At 32.3% G+C, this 21906-nt stretch carries 30 protein-coding genes and 1 pseudogene; 6 read left to right on the top strand and 25 right to left on the bottom strand.

Going from position 1 to position 21906, the window contains the following annotated elements:
• Positions 1–31: 31 nt before the first annotated feature.
• Positions 32–2524: a PBP1A family penicillin-binding protein gene (locus ACUL40_RS03475; RefSeq protein WP_001293963.1), complete on the bottom strand. Its 2493-nt coding sequence runs from the start codon at positions 2522–2524 to the stop codon at positions 32–34.
• A 466-nt stretch (positions 2525–2990) separates the two neighbouring features.
• Here ACUL40_RS03475 and ACUL40_RS03470 point away from each other — a divergent pair, with 466 nt between their 5' ends.
• A complete protein-coding gene (locus tag ACUL40_RS03470) occupies positions 2991–3200 on the top strand; it encodes a KTSC domain-containing protein (protein WP_000977081.1) in 210 nt (69 codons plus the stop codon).
• 67 nt (positions 3201–3267) lie between these two features.
• Here ACUL40_RS03470 and ACUL40_RS03465 read toward each other — a convergent pair whose 3' ends face one another.
• From ACUL40_RS03465 to ACUL40_RS03445, 5 genes are all read right to left on the bottom strand, one after another.
• Entirely contained in the window at positions 3268–3480 is a 213-nt protein-coding gene (locus ACUL40_RS03465) for a YqaE/Pmp3 family membrane protein (RefSeq protein WP_000990233.1), read from the bottom strand.
• Positions 3481–3594: 114 nt separating this feature from the next.
• Positions 3595–4269: a DUF6944 family repetitive protein gene (locus tag ACUL40_RS03460; RefSeq protein WP_001070036.1), complete on the bottom strand. Its 675-nt coding sequence runs from the start codon at positions 4267–4269 to the stop codon at positions 3595–3597.
• Positions 4270–4407: 138 nt separating this feature from the next.
• Positions 4408–5115, bottom strand: coding sequence for an SDR family oxidoreductase (locus ACUL40_RS03455; protein WP_088054307.1), 708 nt, complete (start codon positions 5113–5115; stop codon positions 4408–4410).
• 142 nt (positions 5116–5257) lie between these two features.
• A complete protein-coding gene (locus ACUL40_RS03450; protein WP_000915143.1) occupies positions 5258–5458 on the bottom strand; it encodes a hypothetical protein in 201 nt (66 codons plus the stop codon).
• A gap of 44 nt (positions 5459–5502) precedes the next feature.
• Positions 5503–5838 (bottom strand): hypothetical protein, encoded by a 336-nt coding sequence (locus ACUL40_RS03445; RefSeq protein WP_000651907.1) that lies wholly within the window; start codon positions 5836–5838, stop codon positions 5503–5505.
• Between the two features lie 206 nt (positions 5839–6044).
• On the opposite strand from ACUL40_RS03445, the gene gerPF reads away from it, so the two are divergent.
• A complete protein-coding gene (gerPF, locus tag ACUL40_RS03440; protein ID WP_001141569.1) occupies positions 6045–6260 on the top strand; it encodes a spore germination protein GerPF in 216 nt (71 codons plus the stop codon).
• Between the two features lie 208 nt (positions 6261–6468).
• Here the strand turns inward: gerPF and ACUL40_RS03435 are convergent, their stop codons facing one another.
• From ACUL40_RS03435 to ACUL40_RS03410, 6 genes are all read right to left on the bottom strand, one after another.
• Positions 6469–6804 carry a YolD-like family protein gene (locus ACUL40_RS03435; protein ID WP_002025743.1) on the bottom strand — a complete coding sequence of 112 codons (336 nt, stop codon included), beginning with the start codon at positions 6802–6804 and terminating at the stop codon, positions 6469–6471.
• A 320-nt stretch (positions 6805–7124) separates the two neighbouring features.
• Positions 7125–7532 (bottom strand): hypothetical protein, encoded by a 408-nt coding sequence (locus ACUL40_RS03430; protein WP_086411576.1) that lies wholly within the window; start codon positions 7530–7532, stop codon positions 7125–7127.
• 249 nt (positions 7533–7781) lie between these two features.
• Positions 7782–8000: a hypothetical protein gene (locus ACUL40_RS03425; RefSeq protein WP_000864275.1), complete on the bottom strand. Its 219-nt coding sequence runs from the start codon at positions 7998–8000 to the stop codon at positions 7782–7784.
• A gap of 402 nt (positions 8001–8402) precedes the next feature.
• A complete protein-coding gene (locus tag ACUL40_RS03420) occupies positions 8403–9254 on the bottom strand; it encodes a peptidylprolyl isomerase PrsA (protein WP_000727348.1) in 852 nt (283 codons plus the stop codon).
• 202 nt (positions 9255–9456) lie between these two features.
• Positions 9457–10455, bottom strand: coding sequence for a glycoside hydrolase family 25 protein (locus tag ACUL40_RS03415; RefSeq protein ID WP_000540653.1), 999 nt, complete (start codon positions 10453–10455; stop codon positions 9457–9459).
• Positions 10456–10933: 478 nt separating this feature from the next.
• Positions 10934–11524, bottom strand: a complete 591-nt coding sequence (locus tag ACUL40_RS03410) for a hypothetical protein (RefSeq protein ID WP_000392281.1) — start codon at positions 11522–11524, stop codon at positions 10934–10936.
• Positions 11525–11789: 265 nt separating this feature from the next.
• Between ACUL40_RS03410 and ACUL40_RS03405 the strand changes: the two genes are divergently transcribed.
• The gene (locus ACUL40_RS03405) at positions 11790–11984 is read left to right on the top strand and encodes a hypothetical protein (RefSeq protein WP_000412555.1); all 195 of its coding nucleotides are present in this window, start codon (positions 11790–11792) and stop codon (positions 11982–11984) included.
• Between the two features lie 687 nt (positions 11985–12671).
• Here ACUL40_RS03405 and ACUL40_RS03400 read toward each other — a convergent pair.
• The 6 genes and pseudogenes from ACUL40_RS03400 to ACUL40_RS03375 form a co-directional block, all read right to left on the bottom strand.
• Positions 12672–13247 (bottom strand): hypothetical protein, encoded by a 576-nt coding sequence (locus tag ACUL40_RS03400; protein ID WP_000122943.1) that lies wholly within the window; start codon positions 13245–13247, stop codon positions 12672–12674.
• A 153-nt stretch (positions 13248–13400) separates the two neighbouring features.
• Entirely contained in the window at positions 13401–13937 is a 537-nt protein-coding gene (locus ACUL40_RS03395) for a C1q-like domain-containing protein (protein WP_002183539.1), read from the bottom strand.
• Between the two features lie 137 nt (positions 13938–14074).
• Complete coding sequence (locus ACUL40_RS03390) at positions 14075–14326, bottom strand: DUF3947 family protein (RefSeq protein WP_000500099.1); 252 nt, start codon at positions 14324–14326, stop codon at positions 14075–14077.
• Between the two features lie 144 nt (positions 14327–14470).
• Positions 14471–14746, bottom strand: coding sequence for a hypothetical protein (locus tag ACUL40_RS03385; RefSeq protein WP_000355695.1), 276 nt, complete (start codon positions 14744–14746; stop codon positions 14471–14473).
• 338 nt (positions 14747–15084) lie between these two features.
• Positions 15085–15324: a hypothetical protein gene (locus tag ACUL40_RS03380; protein WP_000960639.1), complete on the bottom strand. Its 240-nt coding sequence runs from the start codon at positions 15322–15324 to the stop codon at positions 15085–15087.
• 231 nt (positions 15325–15555) lie between these two features.
• Positions 15556–15660 (bottom strand): annotated as a pseudogene (locus ACUL40_RS03375) (2TM domain-containing protein); the annotation flags it as partial.
• A 475-nt stretch (positions 15661–16135) separates the two neighbouring features.
• Between ACUL40_RS03375 and ACUL40_RS03370 the strand changes: the two are divergent.
• Together ACUL40_RS03370 and ACUL40_RS03365 are read left to right on the top strand one after the other, a co-directional pair.
• Positions 16136–16450, top strand: coding sequence for a thioredoxin family protein (locus tag ACUL40_RS03370; protein ID WP_000658787.1), 315 nt, complete (start codon positions 16136–16138; stop codon positions 16448–16450).
• Positions 16451–16803: 353 nt separating this feature from the next.
• Positions 16804–17685, top strand: a complete 882-nt coding sequence (locus tag ACUL40_RS03365) for a cation diffusion facilitator family transporter (RefSeq protein ID WP_000380385.1) — start codon at positions 16804–16806, stop codon at positions 17683–17685.
• Here ACUL40_RS03365 and ACUL40_RS03360 read toward each other — a convergent pair.
• The 5 genes from ACUL40_RS03360 to ACUL40_RS03340 all read right to left on the bottom strand — a co-directional run bounded on the left by ACUL40_RS03360 (position 17675) and on the right by ACUL40_RS03340 (position 20418).
• Positions 17675–18310, bottom strand: a complete 636-nt coding sequence (locus ACUL40_RS03360; protein WP_000833370.1) for a phosphatase PAP2 family protein — start codon at positions 18308–18310, stop codon at positions 17675–17677. The two genes, ACUL40_RS03365 and ACUL40_RS03360, sit on opposite strands and share 11 nt — an antisense overlap.
• Positions 18311–18387: 77 nt before the next feature.
• The gene (locus tag ACUL40_RS03355; protein WP_000486625.1) at positions 18388–19143 is read right to left on the bottom strand and encodes a sporulation protein; all 756 of its coding nucleotides are present in this window, start codon (positions 19141–19143) and stop codon (positions 18388–18390) included.
• Complete coding sequence (locus ACUL40_RS03350) at positions 19125–19946, bottom strand: serine/threonine protein kinase (RefSeq protein ID WP_000872063.1); 822 nt, start codon at positions 19944–19946, stop codon at positions 19125–19127. The genes ACUL40_RS03355 and ACUL40_RS03350 overlap by 19 nt, the downstream gene beginning before the upstream one ends.
• Positions 19946–20128: a hypothetical protein gene (locus ACUL40_RS03345; RefSeq protein WP_000473371.1), complete on the bottom strand. Its 183-nt coding sequence runs from the start codon at positions 20126–20128 to the stop codon at positions 19946–19948. Before ACUL40_RS03345 ends, ACUL40_RS03350 begins: the two co-directional genes overlap by 1 nt.
• Positions 20129–20238: 110 nt before the next feature.
• Complete coding sequence (locus ACUL40_RS03340; RefSeq protein ID WP_000658451.1) at positions 20239–20418, bottom strand: YozD family protein; 180 nt, start codon at positions 20416–20418, stop codon at positions 20239–20241.
• 149 nt (positions 20419–20567) lie between these two features.
• Here ACUL40_RS03340 and ACUL40_RS03335 point away from each other — a divergent pair, with 149 nt between their 5' ends.
• Positions 20568–20723, top strand: coding sequence for a DUF3930 family protein (locus ACUL40_RS03335; protein WP_000431486.1), 156 nt, complete (start codon positions 20568–20570; stop codon positions 20721–20723).
• 4 nt (positions 20724–20727) lie between these two features.
• Here ACUL40_RS03335 and ACUL40_RS03330 read toward each other — a convergent pair whose 3' ends face one another.
• Positions 20728–21390, bottom strand: a complete 663-nt coding sequence (locus ACUL40_RS03330) for a hypothetical protein (RefSeq protein ID WP_000101499.1) — start codon at positions 21388–21390, stop codon at positions 20728–20730.
• Positions 21391–21640: 250 nt separating this feature from the next.
• Positions 21641–21856 carry a YozE family protein gene (locus ACUL40_RS03325; RefSeq protein WP_000750717.1) on the bottom strand — a complete coding sequence of 72 codons (216 nt, stop codon included), beginning with the start codon at positions 21854–21856 and terminating at the stop codon, positions 21641–21643.
• Between the last annotated feature and the right edge of the window lie 50 nt (positions 21857–21906).

Genomic DNA, 21906 nt, shown 5'->3' with positions numbered 1-21906 from the left:
AGTGCTTTTTAATATTTTTTATAAATTTTTCTTATTGCCCATTATTAGCAGGGGTCTCTCCTGCATTACCGCCAGTCTCTGGTTGTGTGGTCGCTGGTGGAGTTGTATTTCCTTGACCTCCTCCATTATTTGCCGGAGGTGTCGTATTTCCTTGACCTCCTCCATTATTTGCTGGAGGTGTCGTATTTCCTTGACCTCCTCCATTATTTGCTGGAGGTGTCGTATTTCCTTGACCTCCTCCATTATTTGCTGGAGGTGTCGTATTTCCTTGACCTCCTCCGTTATTTGCTGGAGGTGTCGTTCCTTGGCCATTTCCATTATTTTGTTCTTCTTGTTTCTTTTGCTCTTCTAGTTTCTTTTGTTCTTCTTGCTTCTTAAGTTCCTCTTGTTTCTTTTGTTCTTCTTGTTTTTTCAGTTCTTCTTGTTTCTTTAATTCTTCTTGCTTTTTCTCTTCTTCAGTTTTTTGCTGTTGATCTTGTTTTGGTTGCTCCGTTGTATCCGGTACGCTAGTATTTGGCGATGAATCACGTTTTTCACCTTTTATACGTAGCTCACTACCTTCTTGAATAACACTACTTGGCATTTTAAAGCGTGATTTATCTGTAGCCATTTCGCTCATCATTTCTTTAAAGATCAACTGTGCAATTTTCGTATTTTTACTACTAATATACTCGTCTTTACCATCTTTCATATACCCAGTCCATACTGCCATCGTATATTGCGGTGTATATCCAGCGAACCAACTATCACGAGTTGCACTTTCTGGAATTTTATATTGAGCTAATTGCTTTGATGAATAGTTTGTCGTACCCGTTTTACCAGCTACATCTAAAGAGCCTACATTTGCCGATGTACCAGTACCTGATGTAACTACAGAACGAAGCATATCAGTAATCATGTATGCGGTAGAATCTGTCATAACTTGTTTTGGTTTTTGTCCAAAACTTTGTGACTTACCGTCTGGATAAACGACTTTCTTAACAAAATGCGGTTTCGTATATTTACCTTCATTACCAAATGCCGCATAAGCACCCGCTATTTCAGTTGGCGATACTTCATTTGTACCAATCGCTGTCGATTCTGTCGGTGCTGTATTAAATGTAATACCTAGTTTCTCAGAGAATTCTTTCGATTTACTAATCCCTACTTCTTTTGCAGTTTTAATTGCAGGAATATTACGCGACATTTTTAATGCTTCACGCATTGTAATTGGACCCATATGACTTCTATCTGCATTTCGTACTTCTTGTCCCGTTGAATACTTAAATGGAGAGTCATCAATTTGATGGTACGTAGCCCATTTTAAATATTCAATTGCAGGAGCGTAGTCGAAAATCGGCTTCATCGTTGAACCAGCTGCACGATCTAATTCAATTGCCATATTATGCCCTTTAAATACAGCTTTATTTTCTCCACGGCCACTACCTATAGCACGAACTTCTCCTGTTTTCGTATCCATAAATGTGAATGCACCTTGGAATTTATCGTTCGGATAATCAATGATATTATTATTTAAAATATTATCAGCAAGTTTCTGTGCTTTCGGATCTAACGTTGTATAAATTTCTAAACCGTCAGAACCGATATTAGCATCTGGTAATTCTTTTTCTACTTCTTTCACAACTGCATCCATAAATGCAGGGTATGGCATTGTTTGTAGTTGAGCTGCAGGCTTAAGCCCCTTTTCTACGTCAACTTTTGATGCTTCTTCCATTTCCTGTTTTGTTATATATCCATGTCGGTTCATTAAACTTAGAACAACATTTCTTCTTTCTGTTGCTTTTTGAACATTTTCTTTTTTCGTTGGATCATAGTTATTCGGTGCTTTCGGTAAACCTGCAAGCATCGCAACTTCTGGTAATGTTAAGTCCTTCAATTCTTTACCATAGTAGTTTTGTGCTGCTGTTGCGATTCCGTATGAACGGTTTCCTAAGTTAATTTTATTTAAGTACATCTCTAATATTTCATGTTTTGAATACTGTTGTTCTAGCTTATAAGCTAAATATATTTCTTGCGCTTTACGCTTTGGTGTTTTGTCCATTGATAAGAAGTAGTTTTTAATAACTTGCTGTGTTATCGTACTTCCTCCTTGAGAACCATAATCCCCTTTAAGACTTACTAGAACAGCACGGGCAGTACCTTTAAAATCTACTCCGCTATGCTCATAAAAACGTGAATCTTCTGTCGCTAAAAATGCATTTTCTACTAATTTAGGTATTTGCTCATACGTAACATTCGTCCTTTTTTCTTTTCCATATTCATATACCAAATCCCCGTTTTTATCATAAATTTTTGAGGATAACGGATTAACAAGTTTTGCTTTCTCAAGTTTTGGTGCATCCTTAATCATTACGAAAAAGGTAGCAACCCCCGCCACTAAACCAACAATACCAAGTAATAAACAAGTAATTAAAAACTTGCGAAAGAATGATGTTTTACCTTTTGGCTTTTGTGTTTTAGAAGCTGGTTGTTTTTTCTTTTTAACTTGTCGTCGTTCCTCTCGAGAACGATAATTTTCTGACATGTTACTTTCTCCTGCCTTTCAATTCTCCCGTTGATTTACTTAAAAATATTGAGGTCACTTTCTAAAATAAATTTGATTAAGAAAGTATATTGACCTGGAGCATTCAATATTTTCCCAATTCACAGATTATAAATTTTAGAATACTTCTTATACAAACTATTTTCACTTCTATTTTTCCTAATAACGCTGCCCCTTGAAGCATAGAATGTAAAAAGTGAATTTTTAATACCTCGTATAAATAATATACCTTTTTTTCAAATGGTCAATATTTTCTTATTTATAAATCAAAGGTGAAATAAAAATAGCACAACGATATGTACTTCGTGTGAACTTCCTTATAATTACGTATAACAAACATTTAATATATTGCATATAAGTATAATACCTCTTAAATTATAAGGATTTCAACATCACAACCTCAACATTTACAAAAAAGTATTAAAAATAAAAAGTGAGGAGTTGCGTAATGATGAAGCTATCTCCCGTAATTTCAAAAAATATAGTTGCTGTTGGTTATAATCCTTTTTCTATGATTTTGCGAATCCAATTAAAGAATGGTATGTACGATTTCTTTAATGTACCAGAAAGTATTTATACTGGCCTATTACATGCACAATCTAAAAGTTATTATCATAATACTTACATTAAAAATTCTTTCCGCCACACAAAAATCTAAACTTAACAACCACTAAAAAAGAAAGGAGGTTAATCCTCCTTTCTTTTAAAAACATTTTGCAGATGAATTATCTTCGATTCCTCTTATTAATTTCATCATATGCTTGAATTTGTTTTTTTAAACGCCGATCAGCTTTTTTATCATGCACTACAAGAATTGCATGTATAACTCCTGGAACCCAAAATATTAATGTTAATATGAAATTTATGATTGCCTGAATTGGTTTTCCACAAAATAATACAGCAACAGGTGGAAGAAGAATTGCTAATAAATACATCATCCCTTGAAAACTCCTTATTTTGTATTTTATATATCACTTTTCAAAATATACGCAAAAAAACCTACTACCATTTTAATCTTAACCTACCTCTAAAATCAATGTATCTCCTTCTATTTAAATAAGTATTTCAGACTTTTTATTGTTTTCTAGCCTATTTTCTTCCTCTATTGCAGTTACTCCAATTGCAGAAATTAACGTTCCTATCGCTTGTATCCAAATACCAATGAGTGCAATGATTCTCTCATCCTTCTTATCAAAAATACTATCTTCATTTTCTCCCTCATCTTTCAATACATTTGAAACACCTTGATACGCTTGTAATCCAGCCCCTAAACTTTGCATGGAGTTACCCAGTATAATAATTTTCTGTAATACATTTATATCCAACAAAGCTGCTTCTACTCCTAAAAAAGCACCGATCGATTGTAAACTGTTCCCTGTAATGATAAGATAATCATTTTCTTTCAATTGTTCATTTATATTAAAATATGTTCCTATTACATTTGATATATTGCCTAATGCTAATAACTCAATTCCTATTTGATCAAGTAATTTACTTTGATTCTCTAAGCCTATATTTTGATTTTCTCTTTTTTCTTCCCCATCATCATAATTGCTCGCAATGATTTGTAATATATATCCGAGAGCTTGTAATGAGCTTCCTACAATAACAAGATCCGATTCAACTTTCTCTTCTCCAATAAATCCTCTTGTCGTTCCAATAGCAGCTGTAAGATTCCCTCCCACTTGAAACCATGCCCCTGTCACTTTTAAACTGCTTGGATTCATTTTTATCACCTATTTAAATATTTTCTAAAGCTTTCAAAACAAACAAATCTCACCCTTAATCTTTTATTTTATTTTTTAGATGTAATTTTGTGAATGATATAATGTGCTACTAATATAAAAGCACCTTAAAGGTGCTTTTTATATGCATGCTGGGCATGTCAATGAATCTCCATTTTTATCTATTGTTATATTCAATATATATTCAATTGCTTTATGTGACCAAGTTTCAGGTGTAGGCGATTCATTTATATATTGTGGCGCACATGACTTCAGCATTGGAGTACTAATACTCCCTCCAGGATCTAAAGCAACTACAGCCATGCCATGGGGTAATTCCAGGGCCATAGATTTAGTGATACCTTCAATAGCAAATTTCGAGGCACAATATGGCGCAAGCTCAGCCTCACCTTCTCTCCCCCAACTAGAACTCATATTAATGATAATTCCTTCTTTCCTAGCTACCATCGCTGGAACAAATGCTCTTATTACATTTACTACACCATTCACGTTTACATTCATTACATTTTCGAATTCTTGAGCCGTAATTTTCCAAAGTTGTGCATTTTGATTTACAATCGATGCATTATTTATTATCATATTGGGAGCTGTATGTGTATTAAGTATATAATTTGCCCAATTGTTAACTTGCTGAGAATCTGAAACATCAATTACTTGGAAATCATGTATTTTACTGTACTGTTTTTTTAGTTCTTCAATTTTATCTTTTGAACGTCCACAACCATATATGTTCCACCCTAATTCATGAAATCGATCAACCATCGCACGCCCTAACCCTTGTGTCACGCCTGTAATAATTACAGATTTACTAATTTCTTTTCGCTTCATTTCTCTCATCCTCCTTCCCTATATCTTACTCTCTTCATTTTTATTCAGCGATTTACTATAGTATTAACTCAACTCATACTTTAGTAATGGTTTTGATATTGTATACATAAACAAAAAAAGTAACCATCATGGTTACTTTTTGCTATATATCTAAAAATTCATTGTTTATTTCATTATTGTTTTTATATTTCAACTTCTCTTTTCCACATTTCTCACACTGGTAAATATAAACTACACCTAATGTACCTTTTTTAAAATCCTCATTATCCTGCATCTTAATAAAAATATATTTATGTTTACAATGCGATTCACCCAAATAATTTTTAAACCACTTTTTCAACACAACACATTCCACCTTTATGATAGAACCTTTATTTAGCTGCTTTATTACATACTTTTATTTAAATGTTCAATCTCATCTTGCAACTTTTTAAATTGCTCAAAATGCATGGTAATAGATTGGCTACTACCATAATCAACATTTTGTTTCACTAATATAACACCCGTATCATGAAAAAGCGCTTCAAGTTCTTTCCTAATAGACACTTTCGCAATATGAGCTGTTTTAATTGCAGATAAAATTGCAATTTCATTAAACTTTAATTTTATTTCATTTGGACAAAATGCGTCTTCAACTAATATAACTTCATTACTATAAATTAGTGCAACAAGATTACTTGATTTGGCATCTGTTAAATCAACTTTTTTCATAATATCTTTCATTACATTTTGCCTCCTTTATTTTCATATATATCGATTATACAAATTTTTTAAAAAATTACTCAACTTTATTATATTAATTTTAACACACTTTTATTGAAATCCATGCTCCAAACGTTTTACTATTCCACAATTTTTATTATATGAACCATCTGGACTATAACTCCATATAGTAATGTTAACAACTTTTTATAAAGCAGGTGAAAATTATGCCATCAGTTGTAGGAAATTTAGTTGTACAAAATAGTAATGGATCATTTAACTTAGGTGATTTCTACAACGTTTCTCCGAAAGAAAATACGAAAGCTTATAATGGTTCCGGCGCATCAAACGTTGGTTTTGTTGTTAATACTTTTAGCGGTGTTAGCGCGACCAATACATTTGATTCTGACCTTGCAGATCAAAACCAAGTGGGTACAGCCTAATCTTATGTTCAACTTTTTGTATAGAAAATTTTAATTTGTCTATACTATAATCAGGCTGTTTGACAGCTCTTATCGATTTTGGAGTACCCTATCTTTTTCTCCCTTTCCCTGGGGCTCAGCAGCTAGCACAAAGCTAGCTGCTTTTTCTTATATTATTTGTCTCATAAATCAGAAATAAAAAAAGCTGCCATTTAATATTCAGCTTCTTTTACATTATTTCAATAATATCCATAGCGTTAAATACGTAAGTTTTATAAAAGGCGTCTGTACAAATTACAATTTGTTTTACCGGATTGATATGTACAACAGTCATGTAGCTTGTTAATATGTAACCATCTTCAAAATATGTTACCAATATTTCTTTCTCAGACAGTAATGACGTTAATAATTTATCAGAAATCCTCTCTTTTGCTTCATTTGTTAAAAGCGGTTTTTGTACTTTTAATTTCTCTCCAATAATCTTTCTCATATTTAAAAGTTTTTCGGACATTACTGTAAACGGAACCCACTCTCTTTCTTCTTTTTGTATCTTTACATCGTTCATTTTTTATCTCCTTGATCATTTATACATTTATTTATTCATGCTATCCCTTAGTTATTTTTAATACTTACTAAACTCGAATTTACTTCTAAACTATAATTAGGTTACCTCTCAAAAGAACATTCGTTCTTATTATACACGAACTTACGTTCCTTTGAGAAGAGCTATACTTATTATTTCTTAACAAAAAACATAATTTTATTTATCTCCATATTTTTTCCTTTATCAAATAAACTTTTCATTTCTTATATAAAATGCATATAAAAACTAAAAGGCGACTTCACACAAAGTGAAATCGCCTTTTTCTAAAAAATATTCAAAGCTTATTTTTCTATCCTAACTAATGTTCTTTCTGGAATACATAATTCATCTATATTAAAATGATTTATTTTTAAGTTCAATTCCCCTACTCGTTCCTTATCTTCATCACCAACCCAACAACTAAATAATTCGAAATAGTCTCCATCTTCCAAATAACTTTCCATAATCTTGCATAAAGTTAAAAGTTTTTCTTTCGCTTCTTTTTTTTCCTTTACATTTTGCCACTCGACCAGTTCAATTCCCCAATTAGTTGAAACCTCATATGTGTAATTTGTTTGGAATTGATAATCTTGTACAATTTCAAGCATACTTTCATCTGAAAAACACGGTCCAAAAACAATTACATCATTAGAATCTGGATCCGTTAACGGAATTTCTACATTACAGCCTGTGTAACTTGCTAAACTCATTTTATACTCCTTCAATATTCGTATAAAAAATACTTCATAGTATATTTATTTACTCAAATATAAAATCCCTGCCTAAACGAAAAAGTTTTAAATTTTTATCGTTTATTAACCATCTATAACTGAAAACATATACTATGATGAACGAACTCACAAAGCATAAGAAAAGAGAGCATTTACAACACTCTCTTTTCTTACATACTCTATGGAACTTTACAAAACTGAATCAGTGATTTTTATTATTATATTTTATTACATATACTTAGGTTGTACTATTATATGTAACTCTCTCTCTGTATCCGCTTTTTTCGGATGACGAAAATAATTAAGTTCGTACTTTAACACTTTATACTCAACCATCCCAATTTTAATCCCTTTCGTTTCTTTTAATATAACTAATAAATCACTTATATTTTCATCATATGACTCAAAAATTTTCGCTCCGCCCTCTCCTTGAAAGATTACTTTCATATATTCTCCCCACCTTAATTTATTGATGTGGTAAATGATGCGTTTAAAACGATTCATTCTTTATCCTAAAATTTTCACAACAAAAAGAACATCCTTTCCAATCGAATGCTCAGCTTTTTACTAATTATCCATGTTAAATATTTATTCAAAAACATTATATGTATTATTTTTTAAATTATGTTCGATATTCATTATTAAAGAGTAAATATATGTAATAAACTTGCATAATGAAAACCGTAAAATATCCACTTTCGTTGAAATAATTATAAACCATAATTTCCCATTGTAATTCTTAATATTTAAATGTAATATTGTATTGTCTTACTATCTATTTATAACTCACACACTAATTAGAAAAGGGAACTCTATATGAGTTCCCTTTTCTAATTATGATTACAGTCATTATTTCTTTTCTAGAAATTTAAATGTATCTTTAAATTCTTTATTATTCACTTTAATATCAGCATCTTTCAATAAATCATTGACTACTTGTTGTTTCCATTTACCTGTCGTATCTTGTAGTCTTTGTTGTTCTATATCTTTACGAATTTTATCCTTTACTTCATCAAATGGCTTCAATTCTTTTTTATCCGTCACTTTAATAATATGGTAACCGTAAGTTGTTTTAACCGGATCACTTACTTGGCCTGCATCTAATTTATACGCAGCTTCCTCAAATTCTTTCACTGTTTGCCCAGGAGCAAAACCAGATATTTCCCCGCCCTGTTCCTTTGAACCAGTATCCTCTGAATACTGTTTTGCTAAGGCAGCAAAATCTTCACCATTATTTACTTTCTCCTTTATTTCTTTAGCCGTTTTTTCATCTTTCACTAAAATGTGACTTACTTTCATTTCTGGTTTATAGTTATTTTTCACATCTTTATCTGTAACTGTTGCTTTAATCGCTTTCTCAAATGCAATTTCTGGCTTCATTTTTTCTTTTAATTCATCTTCGTTTTTCAATCCAAGTTGTTCTAAAGTCGATTTAAAGTTCTCACCCATTTTATCTTTTGCTTCTTCTACTTTCTTTTTTGCTTCCTCATCTGAAACTTTATATTTATCTAACAATGCCTTACTTAACATCATTTGATATAAAGTACTTTCTCCATATTGTTGTCGTAATTCTTTACTTAATTCTTTCTCTGTAACATTCCCTACTTTTGATGTTACTACGTTGTCTGAGGAACCACATGCAGATAATGCTAGCATCACGCATGAAATAATTGTTCCAATAAATATTTTTTTCTTTTTCAATTCAAATACCTCACTTTTATCATTATGCAAATTAACTATACACAGTCATTGTGAAAACAGTGTGTTTTCTACATGTAATTCATTTCATATGAGTAGACTATGTATCATGTATTTTCATTTTTAAACGTAAAGAGTCTTCTTACTATTATGTATAGTAAGAAGACTCTTTACGTACTCCTTAAAAACAATACTGCCGCTATAGTTACTTAATAATTACATGTTTTTCAGGTATCCAACTATTCTGCCCGATATCTACCGCATTTCCCACTCTACCCCACACTCGAAAAGATGTCGATCCATCTATATTCCCTTTATAATTCATACATTCAGGCTCTTCATAATAATTTACTCCGTAACCGACAGGATATTTCGAAGTTGCATAAAACCATTTCACATTAAAATGTTTTAAATATGCCCACTGCTTATCGTTCTCTAAACAAATCATATCTTGCTCACCGCCTCCCCAATAACCTGTTAAGATTAAATATGGAATTTTCTGAGTGAGTGCACCTGTAAATTGAGGGGTCATGGGAGTTTCATATAAATTTATTCCGTATCCATCAGGATATTTCGAAACTGCAATACCAATGCCATTCGGTTGCTGTGTATACACTATGTTAGATTGATTTGCTTTGTTGGAATCTATAAACCAAGAAAGTGACTTATTTCCTACTAATCGATTCAGATCACATTTCCCAATCCCAGGAACATTCCCTGAATCCGTATATTGCCACATATCGCATGGATATGCTGGCTTATTCCCTCCATAACGAGGGATCCATACAAAATCAGCTTCAATATTACATGCTCCAAATGATAAATACGTGTGATGCCCTACGTATAATCCTACTTTTTCCGCACCTAAACGGCGTAATTCATCAATAAATGCCTGTATCCCGCCTTGCATATCTGCCATCGTTTGAACTTCTACGTCCGCCACCCAAAACTTAGCTGATTGATCACCACGATTCCAAAAATCTTGTGCCTCTTTCTTTGCATCAGCAATAGATATAAAACGGCAAAAAGCATAATTACCGAATGGGATACTATGCTTTTTCATTTCACTAACATAATTTTGATACATAAAATCCACCGTATTAGAGCCATCTTGAACTCTAGCAATCACTAAATCTAGCTGAGATGCTGCAATATCCCAATTAATAGTTCCATTCCATTTTGAAATATCTACAATATACCCCATACATTCCAGCTCCTTTTGAATGTCTTATTCATAGCTTGTTTTATTGTAAGCCTCCTCTCTCTAAAACTAGCTATCTATAATATAAATAAAAAGAATCTTTACTGTTTTTCAAAATATATTCTCTTTCAGAAATATTTCTATCAACTTTAACATGTATGCCACATAAAACATTCGAAATATACCCTACTATTCATTTATTATGTAATCTCGTCCTATCAATCATTTTTACAGATATTAAAAAAAATCTCCTGTATTATTAAATTATAACTTTCAGTATCGATTTCCTTTCAACTAAAAAATTTCATCCCTCATTTTCTATATATTCTTAAGTCAAAATTACTACCTCTACATGAAATTTGAGATTTAGAAAAATTTTAATTAATTGAAGTTTACTCCTATTAAATTACAATTTTCCAACCTGAACACTATTGGTGCATAAAAAAGACATTTTCTATTACTGAAAATGTCTTTTTACAGTTTAATAAAACAACTTTGGTGCTAAATCTGTATTTTGTAATTGTGAGTTTTCACTGCTCATAACACAACTTGTGGAAAATAGAATTGGGATACCACAAACCTCATCATTCATTACATCACGAAACACATTGGCCGCAACACCTGTAAACGTTTGACATAAGTTAGAAATATCGTCATTGAAAAACTGAATGACTTCCGCAGCGAAAACCGGAAAAACAACATTCGGTCCGCCAGGGAACTGAGGCTGTACCACAACTTGTTCAAAATAAGGATTATTTTCTAGTGCTACTTGAAATAAATGAGCTATTTCAAATGCATCTAGTGGACAAGGAAATGGATTTACAATTTCATTCTCATTATTCGTTACAATAACTGTCACACTTACATTCCCAAATTGTACAAAAGATTTTAAAAGCGTTGCTAACGCTCTCGCTTTTTCGTTGCTTAACGCATGCACTAAAATAATATAATTACCACCAACAGGAATAAGCGGCCCAACTGTAACAGTTGGATCAGCACCTATTGAATTTTTTAATTCATTAAAATATGTGATCCACGGTGGCGAAAGCTGAGCTTGTACATTTTCTTCCACTATTTTATACTACCCCCTTATACCATTCTTACTAACATAATATGTAACAAACAAAAAAATGCATTAGTTATATTAACCATTTGCGTATTTATTGATTATATTAATTAAACATTTTATTTTCCATTCTCAATTTCCCCTTTACATCTTTAAGCACTTTTACTACTATAAAATTCTTTATTATAAGCAAATCCACTGAAATTTCATATTATACTAATACGACTCTATATCCATTAAATTATAATACTCAATATTAGGAGCTGATTTCATGGAAAAAAAACCTATCGTGTTCAAAATCCCACCAAATTCAAAGCTAAAAATTACATTTTTCGGTCCTTGTAACGAAGTAATTACAAATGTGTCTATAATTAATCAACTATGCACCCCTAAATGTCAAACTATCACGCAATACCCAGACTTTAAGAAATATGTAACGGAAGTACGATCGCTATCCCGTTGTTAGTCCGCATAATGCACGATTTTCACAACTTTATTACCTAAAATAACCGAGAAAGAAAATAACTGCATTCCTAGACTAAAATTACTCATGTTATGATATTCCATTGATAATTCATTGATTTTTTACACGTTTTTATGAAAAGAACATATATTATCGTATGGAGATTATCCACTCATAAAACCTATCTTTCTTTGGAGCGTACTTTTTATGTATGCTCTTTTTTTATGTAACCGTCCCCCTTCTAAATTGACCAACAATATATTAAAATTCTTTATATACTCAAGGAGGTCAAATATGTTCAAGTTGCATCCAATACTACTCATCTTAGGATTGATTTTGTTTTTATATAGTGTAATCGCCTTTATGCTATTCTTTTCAGTGTATTAGCATTCCCTACACAAATCTATGTTCAATATATAATTTCTATATGGTAAAGAAAAAACATAATGATACGATCTTTTATGTATTCCGTCTTTCTTGTTCTATAAGAAAACTAGTAAACTTACTAACAATGCGTTTTTACAAGCATGTTACTTATTATTCTGTTTATTATCTGAAGAAGGTTGAAGCCCTTACAAATTAAACTACGCTTTACCTATTTACTTATATATTTTAGAAAAACAATAATAATCCCCCACCATTTGGTAAGGGGATTAACTAAACCTACTAAAAAACATTTAATAATCAGTTTTATTTAGTTGGAGAAGGAAATCTTGCCGCTTCAAAGTGAACCGTATTTACACCATTAACATTTTGTACAATTACGCCAGCAATACTACTTTCTGCAAAAACTTCAACTAAATCTCCTGCTTCTAATTGAAGAATAGTAGTTACGGAAACATCATTATTAAAAAATACTCCTGTTCCAAAGAAATCATTATCTATCGCTATTGCCGGATTGCCATTTACACGAATTTCTACTCTAGCTCTGTAATTTACATTAAAATCATTTGGAGAAAATGTTATATTTCCTAATACACTATATACCCCTCTAGTTTTCGGAGTAAAAATCGACGTTACTGGATTATATTCATTCGCTAGATCAAATTGTTCATTTTGAAATAATACTTTAACAGGAGTATTTGCTAGAACAGGTTGATTAACTGTATTCACAGCTCTAAATGCCGATGCCCTTACAAGCTCCTCTTTCTTATCATCACAACACTTCACCTTTACATACTTCCTATCACATTTACTACTTTTCCTATAACAATCATGACTTTCCTTTTTGTAATCTTTACAATACTTACAGTAATAATAAGACATAGTGAGTCCCCCTTTACACTTATTTTTACATAGTATGCTATATAGATTAGAATAGCTTGGACGACCTGTTACTATTTTTAATAGATTAAAAAACCCTCACCATTTCGGTGAGGGTTTACCTTTAAGCTTCTGCAAACTCATTGTTTAATGACTTTATTTAATTGGAGAAGGAAATCTTGCTGCTTCAAAATGTGCACCATCTTCTAAAGGACTTAAAACTCCATCTATACTACTTTGTGCATAAATCTCAACTTCATCCCCTGCATTCAATTGAACAATCGTCGAAACACTTACGACATTTCCAAAACTTATTGGACCAAAAAAGTCATTATCTATAGCTATCGCTGCGTTTCCATTCACACGAATTTCTACACGCGCTCTATAATTTAAAGTTGGATCGTTTGGAAAGAAACCAATCGTTCCAATAATAGAATATACACCTTTAGTCTTCGGCATAAAAATAGATGTTGCTGGATTATACTCATTCGCTAAATCAAATTGTTCATTTTGAAATAACACTTTCACAAAAGTATTAGCAGGAACATTTTGATTCACAGTATTTCTAGCTCTAAATGCCGATGCTCTAACAAGATTGTCCTTGTTATCATGGCACTTACAAGTGTTCTTACAACAATCATGATGCTTCTTTTTATACTCTTTACAATACTTACAGTAGTAATAACAAGACATACTAATTCCCCTTTCAAACTTATTACTACATATTATGTAAGATTGATTTATAAGGTTTGGACTAGCTATTTTTATTATTCATAAGGGCGCTATTAACCTGCACCCTTATTTATATACACCACTTCATTCCTTACTAGTTATAAGTTGTATACAGTCCCATATGGAATAGCCAGAAAAGAACTTCCGTACGGTGTAACTTGATGTACTGGGTAAAAATACTCTACGGATGAATAATACGTTTGTACACCTTGCTGCTGCATTTGCAATTGTTGTTGCATTTGCAATGCTTGTTGAATAGCTTGGACTGTACTTTGTGCTCCACTATACGTTATAGATGTACCATACGCTGGTCGCATACCAGTTTCAGAATTAAAATATGAATAAAACATGATTTTCAGCTCCCTTCCCGTATAATTTATTACAAATTATATTATGATTCTTTATTTCAGTGGGTACTATAAAGCTAGTCCGCTCGCTTATATTCAAATGACAAAATAAAAAAGTAGCTGCTAGACTACTTTGACTCCTTCTTATCACCAAATGAAATGATATACATATTCTCCTGTTACACGCTCATTAATTCCCGCAACCCTAACGAACCTAAGTAAATCCGCTCCTTGAAGGAAATATACCGAAATCGTAACCGGTACTTGCGACCACATGAATTGATAAAGCTCATTCACTCTCTGATTCGTCGTAACGATTAAATCATTTACAGGTCCATGATTCCATGCAGAGGTTTGAACTGAAGTGAAAGAAAGGTCTTTCCCATTAACCACTATTCTTGATACGCTTTGAGTTATGTCCACAATAATCCCCTCCAACATTACAAAAATTGGACCTTTTTTAGTTCATATTATTATAAATATTCTTGACTGTAATAAATGTTTAAGGCAAATCCCTAATAAAGTGAAACTTTAATCAGCTCTCACCAATCGGGCTTTTACTGGCAGCCCGACCCCACCTAACTTCTTTGCTTCCGCTGAATTTTGAGGTGGGGGTATTTACTGCCCGACAAATAGCGGGATAAAATTTTTTTATTCATATCCCTCAATTCCCATTACAACCATATAATTTCTAACCTTATTCAATTTTTGGAATTAATATAAAAAGGCATCTTAATTAGATGCCCTTTACTTATCTTCCACTACAATTCCACTATTAAAATAGCAACGCCAAATCCGATGCAAACCAATCCTATCAATATAAATAGCAATCGGAATCCCCATAAATCACTGATTATTTCTATAATATGCACCAGCACAATAATAATAAAATCTTTAAACCCACCGAAACTATGTTCCTTTGTCTCTCTGATTCCATCAATTACAGTCAGACAAACAATAAAAACACCTAAACCAATTAATATAAAACCTAATACAAGCATTCATATATCCTCTTTTTTCTTTTATCTCCTATTAACGAACATTTTCACATTAAAATTCAGTACATACGAGGAAGTTAGATAAAAAATTAACTACCCGTAAAACCTTATTAGTGTGTACTAATAATTAGAGGGAAGGCCCTCCTCTTCACCTTATATTATCATGAAAGGATATGAGCTTCGGAGTTATTTCTTTATAAAATAAAAAATAGCTAATTCACTACTTAAAAAGTAAAAAAGCATCAGATTGACTAGTATGTAGATGGTTAAATGCATGTAAAATGAGTTTAAATTATCTACTCTTTTTTTAGCTCGGAAGTAACTCTCATCTCGTCCCATCTTTATACACCACTTTCTTAATCACACTGAACGCAATATTCAATTGATGAGTTTGTCATTTCGTTACCTCCAATTAACGCTTTTGTTCAATGTAGTTATTTTCTTGTATAATAAAAGTTAATTAATCTAGAAGGGATTCTGAGAAAGAGCGAAAAATCAGCTGGAAAGCTTATCGATTTAAATATCTATTCGAAATTAATAAGCGATTAATTTTAGTCACTCTGCCCATACTCAATCAAAGTGTGGGCTTCTTTAATTTCTGTATAAAATTCAAAAGTTTGACACAATCCTGGAAAAAGCTTATAAAGAAAAGTGAGGTTCCATTATTTTCACACTTAGTAGCGCAGTCATGTTACATATAATTTTATAAGTGTGAACGAACTACAAAACTAAAAAACAAATAATAAGTTTGCAACATGTTTGCAAATACGAATTTTGCATATAAATTCGTGTGATATTGAAAGGAGTTTTACTTATGAAAGAAATTAAAACAGAACAAGAATTCAAAGACATCATCGCAAGCGAGGAGCCTGTAGTTGTTAAGTTCTTTACTACATGGTGCCCAGATTGCGTACGTATGGACAACTTTATCGGAGATGTAATGGAAGAGTTCAATAAATTTGAATGGTACTCTATCAATAAAGATGAGTTTCCAAGTATCGCTGAAGAGTATCAAGTAATGGGTATTCCAAGTTTACTTGTATACCAAAACGGTGAGAAGCTAGGCCACTTACATAGTGCTAATGCAAAAACAGAAGAGCAAGTTACTGAGTTTTTAGAAGCATACTAAAATGAAAGCCCTCTGGAAAATATTTTTCAGAGGGTTTTCATCTATTTTCACAATTATCTTTTGAAGTTTTTCATCGTTTAATGAATTACACCTTGTCATGATAAGAATAATACGTAGTAAGAAAAGTATTCGTTTCCTCATCCATCTACCCTCCTATCTCTTTAGTAAATAAACTCCAATTAGGTTCACACCTTGACTTTGTACTTTTCAACATATTTTTCCTTTACGAAACTTTGTTATCCCCTTCTTAAAAAGCTATAAAACGTCAACAATGTTTGTATAGACCCACACGACTTTCGTTTGATACTCTATTTATAGAAAGAAATTCCTTTAAAGAAAGGTGAGTGATTAAAATGGATACTCTTTCTCATAAAGAAGCTGATAAAGGTGCTATTGTCAGCATTATGGCCTACATATTTTTATCCTCTATGAAAATCATCATCAGTTATATTACCCTCTCTAGCGCATTACGCGCTGACGGTTTAAATAACTTAACGGATATCGGTGCTTCTTTAGCGATATTAATTGGTCTAAAAATATCTCGTAAACCTCGTGACCCAGATCATCCGTATGGGCATTCGCGTGCCGAACAAATCGCATCACTTGTTGCGTCCTTCATTATGGCAACAGTCGGATTAGAAGTTGTTATTAGTGCCATTCAATCTTTCTTAAATCCGAAACAAGCAGCGCCTAATGTACTCGCTGCATGGGTTGCTTTATTTTCTGCTGTCGTTATGTACTGCGTGTATTTGTATACGAAAAAAATTGCAGCACGAACAAAAAGTAAATCATTAGAAGCCGCTGCAAAGGATAATTTATCAGATGCACTCGTAAGTATTGGTACCGTAGTAGGTATTGTCGGTTCTCAGTTCCAAATGCCTATTTTAGACCCTATTGCCGCTTTAATTGTCGGTCTTATTATTTGTAAAACTGCATGGGAGATTTTCGTAGAATCTTCTCATATGCTAACAGATGGAATTGATCCTGATAAAATGGAAGAATACGCTGATGCTATTGAGCATATTGGCGGTGTGGAAAACATTGTAGATATTCGAGCACGTATGTATGGGAATCAAACGTACGTTGATATTACAATTGAAGTAGATGCTCGCATGGATGTTGGAGAAAGTCACTGTATTACCGACAACATCGAAGCTATGCTGCGCAAAAAATTTGGAATTTACCATGCACACATTCATGTTGAGCCAATGAAAAAAGAACCTATTATGACATAGGTTCTTTTTTTATGAACGTTTTATGGAATATAACACATAAAACGAGCCAGCTACCGCCAGCTGCCCATCCTGCTAATATGTCAGATGGATAGTGCACGCCAAGATATATTCGGCTAACTGAAATAGATAATACAACAAAGCTTGCTATAAGAATAATTAACAATTTTTTATGCAACGAAATACGCTCTTCAGTAATTGTGACGTATGCAATAAATCCTAAAAAAGCAGTAGCATTCATCGTATGACCGCTCGGAAAACTATATCCAGTTGCAGTAACAAGCTGCGTGACATCAGGTCTTGCTCGTTCGTACCATAGTTTAAGCATACTGTTTAAATAACGAGATCCGTAGTAATTAATTGTTAGAAGTAACGCACTAAGTAACTTTTTTCTAACGAGAAAATACATTACAAGAATAATGAGTAATGGAAAATATATTCTTTTGGAACCGATAAAAGACACCCAAGTAAAATAGGTCGTCAAATAATCGTTTCGAAAGCTTTGAATAAAATGTGCGACTATATTGTCAAAGTTCTCAATACAAGCGGTATGATACGAAAGTGATAATACGACAAAACAAATGAGTAACGTAAAACTTAGCAAGTATAAATGTCGATATCGTTTCACATACATAACCTCACTATGCAAAAAAATGGAGCGGTTGTTTTAGTTTTCCTCTCCATTTCTTTTTTATGCATAGTTTATTAAAAAATATAATTATTAATTTTTTGCTTCATCTCAGGGATATCTTCTCTTGTTACGGTAAAACGAATCACCTTCTCATCAAGATCAAGCGCCTCAGCGAATAAACCAGCTAATCCACGTGATTTTCTATCTACTTCCATAATAATTTCTAGTCGGTCGTATGCACGTGGCAAGATTAATAATTCTAATTCATCTAATTTCCCATAATGCTCTCCAGAAACCGGAATAAACTCAAATTCTTGTGCGAATGGAACTTGCTTACGTAATCGATGCGGTAATTCTTCACATTCTATATGACGTGCTTTAAACCCTAATTCATTTACACTATCTAAAACACTACTTAATAATGCATTAGGTAACACTTGAACGTAGTCGCGGTCACTTGGGTCTATACTACGTTTAATATCAAGACCTGTATGAATCCAAACCGTTTTCATACCAAGTGTAAGTGGTGCTTCAATTGGCATTGGAAAAGAAAATGGAATTTCAACTTTTTCATTCGGTTCTACAGAAAAAGGTTCTGTTAAGCGTACTCGCTCTAAATCATATGTTGCTGTTACTTTTTTATCATCCACTTCTCGTACATACGACGTCGATAATGTTAAGTAAATGCTTTCAATTTGTTGGCTAACTGAACCTCCAGTTATATGAACCTTTCCAACTATTTCTTCCCCAACAATATACTCATCTTTTTCAAGAACAGTATCTACCTTTGCACTTCCAATACCAACGCTTGCTAAAAACTTTTGAAACATGGAGTCTCCATCCTTTCTAAAGCAGAAGCTACATCTTGTTTTAAATCTTGTACATTCTCATAGTACGGCGTTTTTATTTGTAACATTCGCATAAGCATTTCACGATTATAATGTTCCAAAGTTAATTCTTCGTACCATGGTTTTTCCTGTTTTTCATTAGATTCATATCCTGCATATAATAAAAATAATGAGAAATGACCGAGCGCATAAAAGTCGCTACGAAAGTGAACTTCTCGCATCAAAGCTTGTTCACCTTCGTAAGTTGTAGCTCGCTCATCATCTTCACCTTTCCATTTAGCCAATCCAAAATCGATAATACTAATTTGATTTTCTTTCATTAGTATGTTTGGAATGCGTAAATCTCGATGAATAATGCCTTCACTATGAAACACCGATACAATTTCTAATATTTCATATAAAATCTCAAAAACTTCACGTTCTGTATATACATACCCATCTATGAAAATATAATCTTCAAAATTTTTACCAGGCATGTACTCCATCACAAAGAAGCTCTTTTTCTCCCATAAGAAATGATCATATAGACTAGGAATTGCATGATGATTTAATGTTTGTAAAATCATTTTCTCTTGTTCAAATGATTTTCTACCAGACTCATATCTTTGTTTACTTTGTCTTAATTGTTTTAAGACTTTATATCTATTTATTTGTAAATCATTAACGACATATGTAACCCCATAACTGCCCATTCCAATTACTGATTCAATTTTATAACGCTCTGCAACAATTGTATTTTTTCGCAGTGGTCTATCAAATAATGCTAGTACACGACGCCATTTCATCAGCTACTTGAAAAGAAGCTACGGCTTTTACGTTTTCTTTTATAATGTTGATGTCCATAACCAGATGAACGTCGTTTATAATCGCTACTTGAATACGAGCGCCCTCTACGACGATAATCACTACTTGAATACGAACGATATTTTTTCTTTCCTAATAAAGAATCAATAATTTTTTTGAACATTCCTTCACCTCTTGAGTAAAATTTCCTTTTCATTATACCAATAATTATTGACTATATTTGTGACAGGTTTGTAAAGAGTAAAAAACGACGAGTTATGCCCGTCGTTACTTTCATTCATCCTCTTCATCAAAAACTTCATCAATCATGCATTTCTCTAATAAATACTCAAATGTAATATCTGCGAGATCTTCAATTTCTTCTCGTTTTGGAACGTACCCTCTTTCAATTAGTTGCTCATAAAAAAACTCCGCAATCTCTTCCGTATCAATCACGACTTCAATTTCCTTCATGAGCATCACTCCTTTATTTCTGTTTTATGAAAAAATCTCAAAATTATGTATATGAGATTAGAAAAATAGATTTTATTTTTTTATAGGTCATAAGCTTTGGACGAGATGCATACGATTGTAGTACAAGCTATTCAAAGGGGGAAATAATAATGGAAAATCAATATGAAGTAGGACAAACAAAAGAAGAGTTCATGCATGAAGATCAATGGGCAGACTCTCTTATAAAGTGGCTTTTTATTTTTTTAATAGTTGTAGGCATACCTTATACTGCATATGTTGTTGTTCAATTTATTCTCTCTTTCTAGTTAACTATTTTTTCTCTGTCAATTTAACTAAATAATTATGAACAACATCCATTACAATTTTATATTCTTCATCTTTAAATGTATCGAACAATAATTGATAATCGTTATAAATATCAAGTAATCCATCAATGATTTCTTGACGATTCGTCTTAACACTCACTTTTTTCGAGTTGTTAATTGACTTTAACTTTCCTAAATCTAATTTATTCATACCTGCTTTATCTTGTTTCATTTTCTTCAAAATTGCATTTGCCGTTTGAGCATTGGCGAGTAACGTTAAATCTGATTCATCCGCTTCTAACCATTCACCATCCGTAATCCGTGACAATTCATAAATTGTATCTTCCCATGCGTCATTCTTATATCTCCATACTTCTGTACGAAAACCAACAATACGGAAAACATCTTTATCATATCCAGTTACTTGCACAAGATCACCAAACGTGAAATTATAATTTAATTCAATCCACTCCGTATCGCCCTTTTTCATATCTTGCTCTGTAACGTGCTGCAATGTTTGCTCTACGTAAAATCCATCGTGATTATTGACTTCGTATACATAAACTCCATCTAAAACCTTCATATTTGTGATTTTCCCAACGGTTCCATATAGCGTAATCACGACTATGTCCCCTACGTTGTATTTAGGTTGTTTTTTTCTTGCCATCTCTATCTCTCCTTTTTTTGACGTCGTGATTTTGATATCAGTATATGCAACCTACATAAAAACGCTTATCACAGAAGCTTATATTCATAAATTTTTTCAATAAAAAATATAATCTTATAAAATTTACATTACACTCAAACAAAAGCTAGTAACTAGACTAGCTTTAAATCAACAAATTTCATAATAAAAAAACATACAGAATACTTCACTTTAAATAAAGTAATGTATTCTGTATGTTTTCAAATAGTTTTTATCTATCTTGTATGTATAAATCCCAGGCTTCATCAAATATAGACATACTTTCTAGCATTCCGCTCAACTCTAAGTATGAACTAATTTCATCATAGTCTTCAGATTGCTTCGGAAAACTTAAATCATCATACATCGCCTCTGCTAAATCTGAAATTTCATTTCTAAATAAAGCTGCACGATGCTTCATCATATAATGGTAAAATGTCTTTTTCAAAAATATTCCCTACCTTTCTAACTTGGGTACATTATACAAGGCAAAAAAGA

This window comes from Bacillus sp. KNSH39 (genome assembly GCF_052656585.1).
This window is presented reverse-complemented; position numbering and strand designations above follow the sequence as displayed.